We start from the raw sequence: 16131 nt of genomic DNA on the forward strand, positions 1-16131 counted from the left end.
CCCCGCACACGCTGGTAACGCGACATGAGCGCCGGACGAGCGTACTGCCGCGAGTGCGGCCGGGCCGTGATCAAGGTGTACCTGTTCGATCGCGCTGGCCTCCACATCGATCTCGATCCCGAGGCGGCCCTGGCGTGACGGCACCGGCAACCTGCGGTGAAACAGGAACCCTCACGGGCGACCGGGGGAATCCCCTTTGTTCACGAGAGGGAGGAGTCAAGAATTTGGCTGTGGGCGCGGGACGTAGTTAGTGACACACTCACAGTGATGCTGCGATTCGCTGACTTCACCAACCTGCCGGCCGAGTCGAACACGTTCGTGGGCCGGGAGTCCGATGTGGACGAGCTTGTCCAGCTGATGCGCGTTTCGCGGGTGGTGACCCTGTGCGGGGCGGGCGGCATCGGCAAGACGCGGCTGGCCCTGCGGCTCGCGGCGCGGGTCACCCCCGTCCACGCGGGCGGCGTGTGGCTGGTCGAGCTGGCGGACCTGGGGGAGGGCGAGGTCAGAGCGCACGTGGCGGCGTCCCTGGGCGTCGCGGGCGACCCGGGCGCGCTGATCGGGGGCCGGCGCGTGCTGCTGCTGCTCGACAACTGCGAGCCCGTGATCGGCGAGTGCGCCGAGCTCTGCCGCGACCTGCTCGGCTCGTGTCCCGGGCTCACCATCCTGGCCACCAGCAGGGAGCCGCTGCGCGTGCCCGGGGAGACGGTCTGGCGGGTGCCGCCGCTGTCGATCGACGGCGAGGGCGGCGAGGCCGTGCGGTTGTTCGCGGCCAGGGCGGCCGCGGCCAGGCCCGGCTTCGAGCTGACCGCCGACACGCTGCCGCAGGTCGCGACGCTGTGCCGGGCGCTCGACGGGCTGCCGCTGGCGATCGAGCTGGCCGCCGCCATGGTCAGGGTGCTGTCCGTACGCCAGCTCGTGGAGCGGCTCGACGACCGGTTCCGGCTCCTGGCGGGCGGCCCGCGGACGGCCCCCGCCCGGCACAGGACGCTCAGGGCGGCGGTCGACTGGAGTTACCGGCTGCTCAGCCCGCAGGAACGGGTGCTGCTGCGCCGTACGACCGTTTTCCGCGCCGGGTGGACGCTCGACCTGGCCGAACGCGTGTGTGCGGGCCCCGGCCTGCCCGAGGAGGAGGTGCTGCCCCGGCTGTGCGACCTGGTCGACAAGTCGCTGGTGGCGCTCGACGGCGAGATCGCCGGCCAGGCGCGCTACCGGCTGCTCGAGACGGTTCGCGAATACGCGCTCGAACAACTCGCCGAGTCGGGGGAGGAGCCCGAGCTGCGGCACCGCCACCTGACGGCGCTGGCCGGGATGGCGGCCGGGTTCAGGCGGGTGGTGGCGCCGGAGCGGCGCATGTCGTGGCCGGTGGTGGAGCGCTACATCAACCTGTTCGACGGGCTCAAGGCCGAGGTCGCCGCGGCCTGCGACTGGTCGATCTCCACCGAGGCGCCGGAGACCGCGCTCACCATGCTGACCGACGTGCGCTTCCTGCTGACCGGCTGCGGGCGCAAGCTCGACGTGGCCGAGCGGCTCGACCGGCTGCTGGCTCTCGACGCCCCGAGGGTGCCGCCCGCGCTGCGCGGGCAGGCCACGATCCTGCGCGGCGAGCTGGCCCTGGCGGCGGGTGACAGGGAGCCCGCCCGGCGGTGGGTCCGGGCCGGGCTGGCCGCGTGCGCGACCGCCCACGACACGTACGGCGTGGCCACCGGCCTGATCGTGCTGGCCTGGCTGACCGGCGATCAGGACATGCCGGCCAGGGCGCTGGAGGCGGCCAAGCAGTCCGGCGACCGCGTCCTGGAGTCGCTGGCCCACAGCGTCAGGGCGGCGGCGGCCCTGCGCCAGGGCCGGCTGCGCGAGGCGCGGCGCGCGTACGGCGAGGTTCTGGCGATCAACGAGGAGCTCGACAACCACGTCGGGCGCTCGTCCGGCCACATCGGCCTGGCGCAGGTGGCCAGGGACGCGGGCGACCTCGCCGCGGCCAAGCGGCACTACGAGTCGGCGCTGAGCCTCATCGGGGACGTCGACGCCAGGCAGCAGAAGGTGAGCGGCCTGGCCGGGCTCGGCGGTGTGGCGCTCGACCAGGGGGACCTGGCGACGGCCAGGGCGATGCTCACCGAGGCGCTGGTGCTCAGCCGCGACGCCGGGCTGTGCTGCGGCATCGCGAGGAGGCTGGAGGGGTGGGCGCGCCTGGCCACGGCCGAGGGCGACCACCGGCTCGGGGTGCTGATGATCGCGGCCTCCGTGGCGCTGCGCGGCCGCCAGCCCGACGCACGCACCGAGAACGTCCTGCGTCCCGCGCGGGCGCTCCTCGGCGACGAGATGGTGGCCGTGCTCTGGGCCGAGGGCGCGAAGATGACGGCCGACCAGGCGGTGTCCTGCGCGCTCGACGGCACGCGGCCCGACCCGTCGGCGGCGGTGTTCGTCCCGGTCGTCCAGGAGAGCAGGCTCACGACCAGGGAACGCGAGATCGCCGAGCTGGTCGCGAGAGGGCTCAGCAACCGGGCGATCGCCGACGAGCTGGTCATCAGCCCGGCGACCGCCGCCCGCCACGTGGCCAACATCCTGTCGAAGCTGGGCTTCTCCACGCGTACACAGATCGCCGCATGGATGATCGGCAGCCGCTGAGCGTCTACACATGGTCGCGCCGGCCGTCTACATCGTCGAATGGCCATGTCAGAGCATGTGCGGGGGTGCCCGGATGGCTTACCGTTCGAACGCGGGGCTTGCCTCGCGTTCGGTCGTCACGTGCCCGTGCCGGCCGGGCCTCCTCGGAGGGGTGGCGGTCCGGTCGTGGGCGCGTGACCGCGGGCTCGAGCCGCGCAGGGCTCGGGCCCGCCCGAATAATGCACATCGGCCTACATACATCGGCGGATGCCGGGCCCGTCAGTCGGCCGTACGTTGTCCTGCATGAAGCCCTCGGCCTCGACCACCGGCACCGTGATCCACGAGGTTTTCCGGCTGGCCTACGGGCGTGGCGACCGGCCGGCGCTCGTCGACGTGCGGGGCGGTCGCGTCTACGGCTACCGCGAGCTGGTGACCGAGGTGACCAGGGCGGCGTCGGGTCTGGTGTGCAGGGGTGCGCGGCGTGATCAGGTGGTGGGCGTGCATGTCTCGACGGCGGGCGCGCAGACGCTGGCCGTGCACACGGTGCTGGCCGCGGGCGGGGTGGCGGCGCCTGTCGATCCCGGGCTCGGCGCGTACGAGCTGGCCGCGTGGTTGCGGGAGTGCGACGCGCGCACCCTGGTCACCACGCCGGACCTGGCGGCGACGGCGGTGCGCGCGGCCGAGCGGTCCCGGGTGCGGCAGATCGTCTCGCTGGGCGCGGCGCTCGACACGATCGACTTCAGCGAGCTGGTCGCGCTCGCGCCCACCGCGCTGCCCGTGCTCGACGCCAGGCGCCAGACCGCGCTCCTGGGCGCCGGCGGCCGGCGGCTGTCGCACGCGGACCTGCTGGCCAGGATGGCCGAGCTCGACCGGCCCGTACGCCTGACCGAGTCGGACGTGGTGCTGGCCACGTGGACTCCCGGTGGCGGTTGCGACCTGCCGGCCCTGATCGCGCTGGGCCTGTCGAAGGGGGCGACGGTGGTCGCCGCGCCCGGCGACGGCCTGGCAGGGGGCCAGGGCCTCAGCGTCACGGTGGTGTCGGGTCCCGGTGGCGTGCTGACGCGCGCCTGAGCTGAATATGCGGACCTGTTACCCGCTCTCCCTTGACGGCGCGGCGGGGAAAGTGGGTTGATAGCCGTTGTTGACAACGTTGTCAAGGATCACCTGCTTCGGGGGGCTTCGAAGGGATGGTGTGCGATGCGACGGTGGTTGGTGGCCGCCTCGATCACGATGGTGAGCGTGCTGGGCCTGACGGCCTGCGGCGGTGGTGGCGGCGAGCAGACGGCACAGTCGCCCTCCGCCGACAGCGGCGGGAAACAGCAGGTTGAGGTCTTCTCCTGGTGGACGGGTCCGGGTGAGGCCGACGGCCTCGCCGCGATGCGGAAGATCTTCGAGGACAAGAACCCGACATATACCTTCTTCGATGCGGCGGTGGCGGGCGGCTCCGGCGACAAGGCCAAGGCCCTGTTGCAGTCGAAGCTCCAGGCGGGCACCCCTCCTGACACGTTCCAGGGCCACGCGGGCGCCGAGCTGCAGGGCTACATCAAGGCCGGCAACCTGGAGGACCTGACCTCGCTCTACGACGAGCTGAAGCTCAAGGAGGTCTTCCCCGCCCAGCTCGTCGAGCAGATCAGCGTGGAGGGCAAGATCTACTCGGTGCCGGTGAACATCCACCGGTCCAACGTCCTGTGGTTCAACCCGGCGGTGCTCAAGGAGGCCGGGGTGGCGGGGGCGCCCAAGACGATCGAGGAGTTCGTCGCGGCACTGGAGAAGGTCAAGGCCAAGGGCAAGGTCCCGCTGTCGATCGGCTCCGAGTGGACCGTCACCCACCTGCTGGAGAGCGTGCTGCTCGGCTCGCTGGGCACCGACGCCTACAACGCCCTGTTCAAGCCGGGCGCCGACTGGAACAGCCCGCAGGTGACCACGGCCCTGCAGAACTTCGCCAAGATCATGGAGTACGCGGGCGACCCGCAGGACGACTGGCAGCCCGCGGCCAAGCAGGTCGCCGACGGCGAGGCCGCCTTCAACATCATGGGCGACTGGGCCTACGGCTACTTCCACAACCCGCCGGAGGGCGGCCTGGGCAAGAAGTCGAAGACCGACTTCGACTGGGCGCCCGCTCCCGGCACCGAGGGCACGTACCTGTGGTTGTCCGACAGCTTCACCCTGCCCAAGGGCGCGAAGAACCGTGACGGGGCGCTGGCCTGGCTGAAGGTCGCCGCCAGCAAGGAGGGCCAGGACGCCTTCAACCCGAAGAAGGGCTCCATCCCCGCGCGCAAGGACGCCGACCAGTCGCTCTACACCGACTACCTGGCCGACGCGCTGAAGGACTGGTCGAGCAACAAGCTCGCCGGCTCCATCCAGCACGGCGTGGCGGTGAACCAGCCGTGGCTGGCCGCGATCAACGAGCAGGTCGGCCTGTTCCTCGGCACCAAGGACGTCAAGGCCCTGCAGCAGGGGCTGGCCGACGCGGCCACGGCCAACGCCCAGTAGAGCCGGTAGACGATCCGGTAGATGACCACGCGACGGGCCCGGCAGGCCGCACTCGGCGGCCTGCCGCGTCCGCGGGAGGGATTGCTTGTGAGGCGGGCGCGCACGTGGCTGCCCGGGCTCCTCCTCGTCACGCCGTCGATCATTCTGATCGGCGTCTTCGTGTACGGCATGCTCGGCTGGAACTTCCGGCTGGCCATGACGGACAAGCACGATGAGGTGTCCGAGGGCGAGTTCGTGGGGCTGCAGAACTTCATCGACATCTGGGACCAGGCCCGATGGCACCTGTCGGTCCGGCATGCGATCGTGTTCACGGTCGTGTTCGTGCTCGGGGCGCTGGTGCTCGGGTGGCTGCTGGCGTTCCTCATGGAGAAGGGCATCAGGGGCGAGGGGACGTTCCGGGCGATCTACCTGTTCCCGATGGCCATCTCGTTCGTCGCGACCGGGATCGTGTGGCGGTGGCTGATGAACTCGGGGACGGACGAGCGGGCGGTCGGGCTCAACCGGCTGTTCGACGCGATCGGGTTGCCGCAGTGGCAGTGGTTCAGGGATCCGGACTGGGGCATGGCGGCGATGGCGCTGCCGGCTATCTGGCAGATGTCCGGATATGTCATGGCGTTGTTCCTGGCCGGTTTCCGCGGCGTGCCCGAGGAACTGCGCGAGGCGGCCCGCGTGGACGGCTGTAACGAGTGGGGTGTCTACCGGCACGTCGTGCTGCCCCTGCTCAGGCCGGTGACCCTGTCCGCGCTGATCATCCTGGGGCACATCTCGCTCAAGGTCTTCGACCTGATCGTCGCGGTGTCGGGCAAGCAGATCATCACCGACGTGCCCGCGGTGTTCATGTGGGTGGCGGTCTTCGACTCCCACGACCCCGCGAAGGGGGCCACGATCGCCTCCTACATCGTCCTCAGCGTGGCGATCTTCGTGATCCCGTACCTGATCTGGTCCGTGCGTAAGGAGAGGCGCCAATGACAGCGGTGAGGGCCGGGCGGAGGGGCACGGCGTTCGCCTGGACGCGGTTCGGCGTGCTGATCGCCTTCGTGGTGATCTTCCTCATCCCGATCTACGTCCTGCTGGTCACCAGCTTCAAGCCGCTCACGGAGGCCGACCCCAGCCAGGCCTGGAACCTGCCCCAGACGTGGACGACCGAGGCGTGGCAGGTCGCATGGGAGAAGCTCGCCCCAGGGTTGTGGAACAGCGTGCTGCTGGCCGTGCCCGGCTCGCTGCTGTCGTGCGCGCTCGGCTCCATGAACGGCTACGTGCTGTCCAAGTGGCGCTTCCCCGGCGCGGACCTGCTGTTCACCCTGTTCCTGTTCGGCATGTTCATCCCGTACCAGGGCGTGATGATCCCGCTGGTGCAGCTGCTCGTCGGCCTGAACGACCTGACCGGGCTGCAGGGCGTCTTCTACGGCGGCATCCCCGGGCTGGTGCTCGCCCACGTCGTCTACGGCATCCCGATCTGCACGCTGATCTTCCGCAACTACTACGTCACGATCCCCGACGAGCTCATCGAGGCGTCACGGGTGGACGGCGCGGGCATGTTGCGGACGTACTGGTCGGTGGTGTTGCCGGTGTCGGCGCCCGCGATCGCGGTGGTCGTCATCTGGCAGTTCACCTCGCTCTGGAACGACTTCCTGTTCGCCGTGTTCCTGACCGGGCCGACGAGCTGGCCGGCGACCGTCATGCTGAACAACATCGCGGGCGCCCAGGCCACCCCGTACAGCCAGCAGATGGCGGCGGCCATCCTCTCGTCCGTGCCGACGATGCTGATCTACATCCTGCTCGGCCGGTTCTTCATGCGAGGGCTCATGGCGGGCGCGCTCAAGGGGTAGCCACATGGGCCAGTGGCTCGCCGCGCACGTAGCGGGCCACGTCCGCGGCCACGATCGAGGCCGCCTTCATCGCCGTCTCCTTGCTGGCCCCCGCCAGGTGCGGGGTCATCACCAGGTTCGGCGCGGCGAGCAGGCGCGAGCCCGGCGGGATCGGCTCCTCGGGGAAGACGTCCATGGCGGCGCCGAACAGGTGCCCGGACTCCAGCGCGTCGCAGAGCGCGTCGTAGTCCAGCAGCGCGCCGCGCGCGCAGTTGACCAGGACCGAACCCCGCGGCATCGCGGCGATCTCGGCCGCGCCGATCATGCCGGTGGTCTCGGGGGTGGCGCGGGCGTGCAGGGAGACGAAACGGGAGCGTTCGAGCAGCTCGGGGAGCTTCACCTTGCCGGGCACGTCGACGTACGGGTCGTGGACCAGGACCTCCGCGCCGAAACCCGCGAGCATGCGGGCCACGCGGCTGCCGATGGCGCCGTACCCGATCAGGCCGGCCGTGCTGCCCTCCAGTTCGGGGCCCACGTTGTCGTAGGTGTAGTAGTCGCCCCGCCACACGCCGCCGGCCAGGTCGGCGTGCGTCTGCGGGATCCTGCGGGTGGCGGCGAGCAACATGGCGAGCGTGTGCTCGGCGGTGGCCACGGCGTTGCGGCCCGGCGCGTACGTCACGGCCACGCCCGCCTGCGCGGCCGCCTCCAGATTGGCGTTCACCGGCCCGCCCCTGCTCACGCAGAACAGCCGCAGATCGGGCGAGGCGTCCAGGACGCGCTTGGTCAGCGGGGCCATCTGGGTCACGCACACCTCGACGCCGCGCAGCGCCTCGATCAGCGCGTCCTCCACGTCGGAGGCCTCGTCGACCTCGCCCACCCGGCCGAACGGCTCCACCGGCCACGGCAGCGTCAGCTCGCGGAAGTCCACCTCGCCGGGGACCTCCCGTCTGAGCGCGTCGATGAGCAGGCGGTTCTGGACGAAGTGGTCGCCTGCGGCAAGGACTCGGATGGTCAACGAACGGCTCCAATCGGGGAGTTGTACTGCAGCAGCGCCGGCCGTCCCGCGTTCAGCCGCAGCTCGGTCAGCGCGCAGTTGTCCAGACGGGGAAACAGCCGCCGGTACTCGCCGAGCGGCACCCCGATGAGGTGGCACAAGGCGAGCCTGAGGGCGGTGGTGTGCGCGACCACCAGCACGCGCCCGCCGTGATGCGCGGCGGCGATGTCGTACAGCGCGGCGACGAAACGTTCGGCGGCCTGATGCGGGTCCTCGCCTCCCGGCAGCGGGTGTTCCGCGGGGTCGGCCTCGAACGCGGCCCGCGCCTCGGGGAAGCGGGCCGCCATCTCCGCCGACGTCAGTCCCTCGCCCTCGCCGAAGTCCAGCTCGCGCAGCCTGGCGTCCACGCGCGTCGCCACCTTCGCCGCCGCGGCGCTCGCCTCGGCGGTGACGCGGGCCCGGCCCAGCGTCGAGGCCCACACGCCCTCGAGACCTGCGGTCGCGGCCCATCCGGCGAGCCGGGCGGCCTGCTCGTGGCCGCGCGGGGTCAGCTCGATGTCGGTGAGCCCGGCGTAGCGGTTCTCGGCGTGCCAGACGGTCTCGCCGTGGCGCACGAGCACGAGGTCGGTCATCGGGCGGTCCTTTCGCGGGCGTGTCGTGCGGCGGCCTCGCCGAGCCAGCCGCGGCGTTCCAGCTCGGCGACGAAACGCAGGTACGGCTCGCGCAGGTCGGCCCCTGACGGCTCGACCACGGCCCGCGTCCTGATCATCCCGGAGTGCTCTCCGTCCAGTTCGCCCGTGGCGCTGCCGGCCGCGAGCACGGCCATGCCGAGCGCGGGTTCGGCGTTCTCCCGCAACGTCACCGGGCGGCCGAGGACGTCGGCCCTCAGCCGGGTCCAGTACGCGCTCCTGGTGGCGCCGCCGGTCAGGATGATCTCGCCGTCCACGGGGGCGCCGAGCAGGTCGAGGTAGTCGAAGGAGAGCCGTTCGACGAAGGCCGCGCCGAGCAGGATCGCCGCGTAGCGGTCGACGTCGTCGGCAGGGTCGCCGAGCGTGAAGGACTCCGCGTCGGGCGCGGCGAAGGGAAACCGTTCCCCCCGGGAGACCAGCGGGTAGGTGACCGCCCCCGGCCATCCGGCGGAGAGACCCGGCGATCCCGGATCCGGGCCGAACCTGGCGGCGGCCCTGGCGCTGAGCGCGTCGAGGTCGCGGCCGGGGAGGTCCCGGCTCAGCACGCCCGCTCCCGTGCTCGACGCCCCGCCGGGCAGCCACGAGCCGTCCGGCGCGCGGTGCGAGTAGACGACGCCGAGCGGGTCGTGGATCAGCTCCTCCGTCACGCCCTTCAGCACCAGCGTGGTGCCCAGCACGGAGTTCCAGCTGCCGGCCCGCTGCGCCCCCGCGCCGAGCTGGGCCGCGCAGCCGTCGGTGGTGCCGGCGACCACCGGCGTGCCGGCCGGGATGCCGGTCTGCTCGGCGGCCTCAGGGCACACCACCCCCAGCCGGGCGCCCGGCCGTACGACCTCGGGGAGGATCCCCGCGGGCACCCCCAGCGCGTCGAGCACCTCGGCGGGCCAGCGCTCCTCGATCAGGTCGACGCCGGTCTTGAGCGCGTTGCCCAGGTCGGTGGCCACCTCGTGGCCGGTCAGCCGCCGGTTGACGAAGTCGCTCTGGTGCGCGGCACGCGCCCCTCGCGGCGCGCCGCGCAGCAGCCACAGCAGCTTCGGCAGGGCCCAGTTGGGCTGCATGCGCCGGTAGCCGAGCCGCTCCCACACGTGCCCGCCCACCTCGTTGACCCGCGCGACATCGTCCGCCGCCCGCCGGTCGTCGTACATCAGCGCGGGCGTCAGCGCCCCGCCGCGGGCGTCGGCGAGCAGGATCGTTCCAGAGGTGGCGTCCACCGCCACTCCCGCCACCCGCCCCGGAGGCACGTCGCGCAGCGCCTCGCGGGTGGCGCCGGCCAGCGCCCGCCACCACTCCTCGGGGTCCTGCTCGTGGCGGGAACCGTCACGGTGGCTGGTCAGCGGGCGCGCGGCGGCGCCGAGCACGTCGCCGCCGCCGGTGACGGCCATCGCCCGGACGCTCTGCGTCCCGAGGTCGACGCCGATCCACACGCTCATGTACGGCCCTTCATGTCGGCGAGCAGCGGCCCTGTGCCGATCCCTACGCTCATGGGCGGTTCCTCATGTCGGCGAGCAGCGGCCACGTGCCGGCGCTGGCGCCCCGGAGGCTCAGGAAGTCGTCGAAGAGCCGGGCATAGCGGGCCTGGCGCCCGGGGTCGGGCTCGACGGCGTCGCGCAGGCGTACGTGCTCGGCCGCCGCGTCGGCGACGGACGGCGCGGCGCCCGTGGCGGCCAGCCCCACCAGGTACGCGCCCCGCGCGCCCACCTCGGCGTCGGCCGGGCGGCGCACGGGCAGCCCGGTGACGTCGGCGATCATCGCGAGCCAGGTGGCGCTGGCCGAGCCGCCCCCGCTCGCGCGCAGCTCCGTCGGCGCGGCGCCGGTGGCGGCCAGGCAGTCGCGGATGACCATCGTGAGGCCTTCGAGCGCGGCCCTGGCGACGTGCTCGCGGCCGTGCTCGAACGACATGCCGTGCAGCGCGCCCCTGGCCAGCGGGTCGGAGAAGGGCGCCCGCTCGCCGGCGGGCGACAGGTAGGGCAGGAACGTCAGGCCGCCCGCGCCCGGTGGGCTGTGCCGGGCCAGCTCGCCCAGCTCGGCCGGGCCTTCCAGGCCCAGCAGGCGGCACGTCCACTGCACGACCTCCGTGCCGGCGAACGTGGGGAAGGCCCGGAGATAGCCGCCGGGAAGCGCGATCGTGATGCCGATCGGGTCGCCGTCCAGGTCGGGGGCGCCGACGATGACCTCGGTGCACAGCGTGGTGCCGAGGATGCCGCACGCCTGCCCAGGCGCCACCGCGCCCGCGCCCAGGGCCGTCGAGGCGATGTCGTAGGGGGCCATCACGACCGGCGTGCCGGCGGGCAGGCCGAGCGTCGCGGCGGCGTCCGCCGTCAGCTCGGCGACCGGGCAGGAACGGATCTCGGGCAGCAGCCGCCCGGCCCATTCCATGCCGAACATGCCGAGAAGTTCGGGCGAGTACGCCCGCGCCGGCAGGTCCATGAAGGGCGCGGACGCGTCGGACTCGTCGGCCACGAGCTTCCCGGTCATCCGGGAGAAGATCCAGCCTCCGCAGGTCAGGTTGGCGTGTGACCGGTCGAGCCGGCCGGGGTCGTTCGCGCGCAGCCAGGTCAGGATGGCGTGCGGCAGCCCGGACGCGGCCGAGGAGCCGTTCAGGCGGAAGGCCGCAGCCGCGAGCCCCGAACGGGTCCAGGCGTCGACCGTGGCGGCGGCCCTGGCGTCGTTCCAGAGGATCGCCGGCCCGGTCGGCCGGCCGCCGGCGTCGACCAGCCAGCAGCCGTCGCCCTGCGCCGTCACCGCCACGAAGTCGACCCTGTCCACACCCGGGCCGGCACCCGGGCCGGCGCTCGAGCCGACATCCGGGCCGCGACCTGCGCCGGCACCTGCGCCGCCACCCGGGCCGGCGTCCGGGCCGGCGCCCGGCTCGCTCATCCGGGACGCGACCTCGCGGACCGTGTCGGCGACCGCCGCCCAGACGGCGTCCATGTCCTGCTCGGCGTGGCCGGGCGCCGGCCTGGAGACGGTGGTCTCCCGCCGGGCGACGTACGACTCCGCGCCCGAGGAGTCGTAGCCGACCGCCTTGATGACCGTGGTCCCCGCGTCCACGCAGATGATCGCCATCAGGCCCTGCCGTGTGAGGTCCTCGACCGGCGCGACACCGAGTCGACGACCACCGCCAGCAGCAGCACGACGCCGGTGACCACGAACCGGATCGAGGAGTCCAGGTTGAGCAGCGTCAGGCCGCTGGAGATGGACTGGATGACGATGACGCCGAGCAGCGCGCCGAACGCCGTGCCGCGCCCGCCGAACAGGCTCGTCCCGCCGATCACGGCCGCCGCGATGGCATTGAGGTTGACGTCGCCGCCGCCGCTGCTCTGGTTGGCCGCCGCGAGCCTGGCGGCGGCCAGGATGCCGCCGACCGCGGCGAACGTCGAACAGAGCACGAACACGGAGGTGTAGATCGCTCTGACGTTGATGCCCGCCCGGCGCGCGGCCTCGACGTTGCCGCCGACGGCGTAGACGGCCCTGCCCCACTTCGTCCGCGACAGCAGGTAGTGCATGATCAGCACCAGCGCCACGAAGAAGACGAACATCCAGCCGACGCCGCGCGTCTGGCCGAGATACCAGACCACGAACGCCAGCACCACCAGCAGCGCCACGCTCCTGGCGGCCAGCGTGGTGACGCTTCTCGCCGACAGCCCGGCCCTGCGCCGCTGCTGGGCGTGGAGGAACCCGCTGGCGAACAACCACACGGCCGCGATCCCCGCGAACGTGTACGACAGCCAGGCAGGTACGAAGTCGAGCTGGGCGAAGTTCACCAGGGCCGAGTCGAACGGCAGGTTGATCGACCCCTTGGCGCCCAGCACGTACAGCTGCAGGCCCAGGAAGCCGAGCAGGCCGGCCAGCGTGATCACGAAGCTCGGCACCCCGAACCGGTTGAACAGCTGCCCGTACAACCAGCCGATGACCGCGCCCATGAGCACCGAGGCGCCGATCGCGAGCCAGACCGGCAACCCCTCGCTCACGAACAGCACCGCGAGCACCGCGCCGGACAGCCCGCTGACCGACCCGACGGACAGGTCGATCTGCCCGACCAGCAGCACGCACACGACGCCCAGCGCGATGATGCCGACGGCGGCGGATTCCAGCGTGAGGTTCACCAGGTTCGCGCTGGACAGGAAGATCGGGTTGAGGACCTGCAGCACCGTCCAGATGACCACGAGCCCGACCACGACCGGGATGACGCCCAGGTCGCCGCCGCGAGCGCGCTCGATCACGTCGGTGACCGCGCCGGCCAGCCCCGCACGCTCCCGCAGGCGCTCGTCCTGCCTGTCCGTGGTGACAGTCATGACGACGCTCCCTTGCCGGCTCTTCTGGAGACCGCGTTGTCGGTGGCGCCGGTGATGGCGGCGATGATGTCCTCGGTGGAGACGTCGGCCACGTCGAAGGCTCCGTTGTTGCGGCCGAGCCGCAGCACCACCACGGTGTCGGCGACGGCTTTCACGTCCGCCATGTTGTGGCTGATCATGATGACGCCCAGGCCGTTCTCGCGCAGCCGCTCGACGAGGTTGAGCACCTCGGCCGTCTGCGCCACGCCCAGCGCGGCCGTGGGCTCGTCGAGGATGATCACCTTGGGGTCGCCGAGCAGCGACCTGGCGATGGCCACGGTCTGCCGCTGGCCGCCCGACAGGGCCGCGACCGGCACCCGCACGCTCGGGATCTTGGCGGAGAGCTGGCGCAGCAGCTCCCACGAGCGGGTCTCCATGGACACGTCGTCCAGCCGCAGCGGGCGGATCTCCTGGCCGAGGAACAGGTTCTGGATCACGTTGAGGTTCTCGCAGAGCGCCAGGTCTTGGAAGACGGTGGCGATGCCGAGCTTGTGCGCGGCGGCCGGCGTGGGGATCTCGACGTCGCGGCCCTCGAAGGTGATCCTGCCCGAGTCGGGCGCGTGCACGCCCGAAAGGATCTTGACCAGGGTGGACTTGCCCGCGCCGTTGTCTCCCACGATCGCGACGACCTCGCCTGCGGCGACGTCGAGCTCGATGTCGGTGAGCGCGGCCACGGCGCCGAAGGTCTTGCTGATCCCGCGCAGCGACAGGACGGTCATCGGTGCTCTCCTACTTGATGCCGAGTTCGTCGCAGCCCTTGGCGTACGCGCCCGTGCAGATGTCGGCGGCTTTCATGATGCCGCTGTCGAAGAGCACTTCCTTGATGTTGTCCTTGGTGACCACCGTGGGGACGAACAGCTCGGACGGCGTGTCGTAGAGCGTGGTCTTGCCCGCGGGCTTCTCACCCTGCATGAAGCCCCAGGCCACGTTCGCCGCGGCCTCGGCCACGATCTTGATGGGCTTGGAGATCGTGTTGTACTGGTCGCCCGCGATGACGCGCTGGGCGGCGGCGGGCTCGGCGTCGTTGCCGGTGACCGGCGGCACCTCCACGCCCGCCGCCTTGAACGCGGCGATGGCGCCGCCGCCGGTGCCGTCGTTGGCCGCGACCACGCCCGCGATCTGGCCCTTGAACTGCGTGATCTGGCCGCTCACCCAGGTCTGCGCCTTCTCGGGCTGCCAGTCGGGGGTGTCGTACTCGGCCAGGAGCTTGAAGCCGCTCGGGTCGACGGCGCTGTGGATGCCCTTCTTGATCAGGCCGGCCGCGGCGTCCGTGGGGGAGCCGTTGACCTGGAGGATGCCGCCCTCGGCCTTCTCCTCCTTGAGGTGGTCGACCAGGGACTGGGCGATCATCGAGCCGATCTTCTCGTTGTCGAACGAGATGTAGTAGTCGGCCGGCGTGGCCGGGATCGGCCGGTCGTAGGCGATGATCGGCACCTGCTGCGACTGGGCCGACTTGACGATGGTGGCCGCGGCGGCGGAGTCGACCGGGTCGATCACGATCGCCTTGACGCCCTGGGCGAGCGCGGAGTTGGCCTGTTGCTGCTGCTTGGCCGCGTCGGAGTCGGCGTTCTGGTAGATGACCTGGCAGCTCGGGCAGAGCTGCTTCATCTTGGCCTCGAACAACGGCTTGTCCTGCAGCTCGTAACGGGTCGAGGCGAGGTCGGGCATGAGGAAGGCGACCTTGGCGTTCTGCACGTCGCCGCCGGCGCCGGTGTCCTCGCCGGTCGAGCCGGAGCCTGAGCCGCACGCGGCCAGCACCGAGCTTGCGAGCACTGCCGCCACGGCGAACGCGGTGGTCCGCATCTGAGCTCTGTTCACGGGTTCGTTCCTCACTCGCTACGTCCTCGCGGACGGATCCAAACGCTCGCTGCCCCCGAGACATGGACATAGCCCCTCACAAGGGGCACATCCTGTGGTGCGGCTCACGTTAGCGCGCGTTCAGAAACTTTGTCCAGCAAAGATGTTCAGAGTTGGCGGGCAGCGGCCACGATCCCCTCCGCCGTCGGGGCATCCGTGACGAGCTGGTTGAAGTAGCCGCCCCGGGCGCCGGCGATGATCGAGAGCACCTTCTCCGCGCCGACGGCGACGGCGATCGTCGCCGGGACACGGCGCAGTTCCTCCAGCCGCGTGGCGACCAGGCGCTCGCTGCCCGGGTAGGTCAGCGGGGTGCCCTCCCGGTCGTAGACGCGCATGCAGACGTCACCCACGGCCTGGCGCAGGGCCTCGGCGTCGCGGGGCATGAAAGCGGGCGTCATCTGCCGCATCAGCGGCGCCGAGCCGACACCGACGAGGGCGCACTTGGCGTGCGCCCACAGGTCCATGACCCGGCGTACGGACGGCTCGTGCTGGAGCGAGTAGAACAGCTCGGGGCCCGGCAGAGCGGGCGCGTAGAGGTAGGCGGGCACGCCGCCGACGCGTTCGGCCAGGATGCGGGTCGTCTCGTTGGTCTGGAACCAGGGCTGGGGCTCCTCCTGGCCGCCCACGGCGGGCGCGATCGTGACGCCCGGATAGTGCCCGAGCCCTTCGCGGGCGCACTCGTAGACCGTGGTGCCCGACGAGACGAGCACGACGTCGCCCGACTCCAGCCCCACCCCGGCCAGCGCGCGCGCCACGCCGGGGGCCAGCCACGGGCCCAGCGCGGGGCCGCTGACCTTGGGCACGATGAAGACCTGCGCCAGGCCGAGCGCCCGCGCCACCTCGGCGGCCAGCGGGCCGTCCTCCATCGAGGCGGGCCGGTGCACCTTGATCTCCACGATGCCCTGCTTGCGAGCCTCGGTGAGCAGCCGGCTGACGGTCGCCCTGCTGACGCCCAGCCGCTTGGCGATGTCGCCCTGCGTGGCGTCCTCCATGTAGTACTGCTGCGCCGCCGCGTACATCAGCTCATGGGGGAATCGGGTCTGCGCCTCGGGTGCGACGTCGGCGGCATTCATGCGCGCGCTCCTGAATGAGGTCTGTGAACATTTTTGCAGAACTGATGCGCAACGACTATACGTCAGCGGCGGCATCCCTCCGGGGAAAAGCTAGCCGCTGACCAAGACGACGCCGGGAGGCGGGCGCGTCACAGTGCCCCGACACGCGGATCCGGGAAGCGGCTCTGCCTCACGTGGCAGCCGAGGCGACCCGGTCCGGGAGCGGGCCGGTCGATGGGTGCGGCGTTGGCGGTCCGGTTCGGTGAGGGCCGGTGGGTGGGTTGCGGCGTGGTCAGGGGTGAGGGT

At 71.8% G+C, this 16131-nt stretch carries 13 protein-coding genes; 5 read left to right on the forward strand and 8 right to left on the reverse strand.

Annotation, left to right across the window (positions count from 1 at the left end):
- The first annotated feature begins 267 nt into the window (after nucleotides 1-267).
- The 5 genes from E1292_RS43675 (at nucleotide 268) to E1292_RS43695 (ending at nucleotide 6923) form a co-directional block, all read left to right on the forward strand.
- The gene (locus tag E1292_RS43675) at nucleotides 268-2622 is read left to right on the forward strand and encodes an ATP-binding protein (protein ID WP_132605505.1); all 2355 of its coding nucleotides are present in this window, start codon (nucleotides 268-270) and stop codon (nucleotides 2620-2622) included.
- A 282-nt stretch (nucleotides 2623-2904) separates the two neighbouring features.
- Entirely contained in the window at nucleotides 2905-3672 is a 768-nt protein-coding gene (locus tag E1292_RS43680; RefSeq protein ID WP_165975046.1) for an AMP-binding protein, read from the forward strand.
- A gap of 126 nt (nucleotides 3673-3798) precedes the next feature.
- Nucleotides 3799-5094, forward strand: coding sequence for an ABC transporter substrate-binding protein (locus tag E1292_RS43685; protein ID WP_132605509.1), 1296 nt, complete (start codon nucleotides 3799-3801; stop codon nucleotides 5092-5094).
- Between the two features lie 21 nt (nucleotides 5095-5115).
- Nucleotides 5116-6063 carry a carbohydrate ABC transporter permease gene (locus E1292_RS43690; RefSeq protein ID WP_132605511.1) on the forward strand — a complete coding sequence of 316 codons (948 nt, stop codon included), beginning with the start codon at nucleotides 5116-5118 and terminating at the stop codon, nucleotides 6061-6063.
- Nucleotides 6060-6923, forward strand: a complete 864-nt coding sequence (locus E1292_RS43695) for a carbohydrate ABC transporter permease (RefSeq protein WP_132605512.1) — start codon at nucleotides 6060-6062, stop codon at nucleotides 6921-6923. Before E1292_RS43690 ends, E1292_RS43695 begins: the two co-directional genes overlap by 4 nt.
- On the opposite strand, the gene E1292_RS43700 is transcribed toward E1292_RS43695, so the two are convergent.
- From E1292_RS43700 to E1292_RS43740, 8 genes are all read right to left on the reverse strand, one after another.
- On the reverse strand, nucleotides 6913-7917 hold the full coding sequence (locus E1292_RS43700; RefSeq protein ID WP_132605513.1) for a 2-hydroxyacid dehydrogenase: 1005 nt from the start codon (nucleotides 7915-7917) through the stop codon (nucleotides 6913-6915). The two genes, E1292_RS43695 and E1292_RS43700, sit on opposite strands and share 11 nt — an antisense overlap.
- Complete coding sequence (locus E1292_RS43705) at nucleotides 7914-8528, reverse strand: histidine phosphatase family protein (RefSeq protein ID WP_132605514.1); 615 nt, start codon at nucleotides 8526-8528, stop codon at nucleotides 7914-7916. The genes E1292_RS43700 and E1292_RS43705 overlap by 4 nt, the downstream gene beginning before the upstream one ends.
- Nucleotides 8525-10012 (reverse strand): FGGY-family carbohydrate kinase, encoded by a 1488-nt coding sequence (locus E1292_RS43710; RefSeq protein ID WP_132605515.1) that lies wholly within the window; start codon nucleotides 10010-10012, stop codon nucleotides 8525-8527. The genes E1292_RS43705 and E1292_RS43710 overlap by 4 nt, the downstream gene beginning before the upstream one ends.
- A 49-nt stretch (nucleotides 10013-10061) precedes the next feature.
- Nucleotides 10062-11648 (reverse strand): FGGY-family carbohydrate kinase, encoded by a 1587-nt coding sequence (locus E1292_RS43715; protein ID WP_220447354.1) that lies wholly within the window; start codon nucleotides 11646-11648, stop codon nucleotides 10062-10064.
- Nucleotides 11648-12877, reverse strand: a complete 1230-nt coding sequence (locus E1292_RS43725; RefSeq protein ID WP_132605516.1) for a sugar ABC transporter permease — start codon at nucleotides 12875-12877, stop codon at nucleotides 11648-11650. Before E1292_RS43725 ends, E1292_RS43715 begins: the two co-directional genes overlap by 1 nt.
- Nucleotides 12874-13635: an ATP-binding cassette domain-containing protein gene (locus E1292_RS43730; protein WP_132605517.1), complete on the reverse strand. Its 762-nt coding sequence runs from the start codon at nucleotides 13633-13635 to the stop codon at nucleotides 12874-12876. Before E1292_RS43730 ends, E1292_RS43725 begins: the two co-directional genes overlap by 4 nt.
- A 10-nt stretch (nucleotides 13636-13645) precedes the next feature.
- On the reverse strand, nucleotides 13646-14734 hold the full coding sequence (locus E1292_RS43735) for an ABC transporter substrate-binding protein (protein ID WP_220447355.1): 1089 nt from the start codon (nucleotides 14732-14734) through the stop codon (nucleotides 13646-13648).
- A 146-nt stretch (nucleotides 14735-14880) separates the two neighbouring features.
- Nucleotides 14881-15846: a sugar-binding transcriptional regulator gene (locus E1292_RS43740; RefSeq protein WP_132605518.1), complete on the reverse strand. Its 966-nt coding sequence runs from the start codon at nucleotides 15844-15846 to the stop codon at nucleotides 14881-14883.
- Nucleotides 15847-16131: the final 285 nt, after the last annotated feature.

Source organism: Nonomuraea deserti (assembly GCF_004348685.1).
GTDB classification, from domain to species: domain Bacteria; phylum Actinomycetota; class Actinomycetes; order Streptosporangiales; family Streptosporangiaceae; genus Nonomuraea; species Nonomuraea deserti.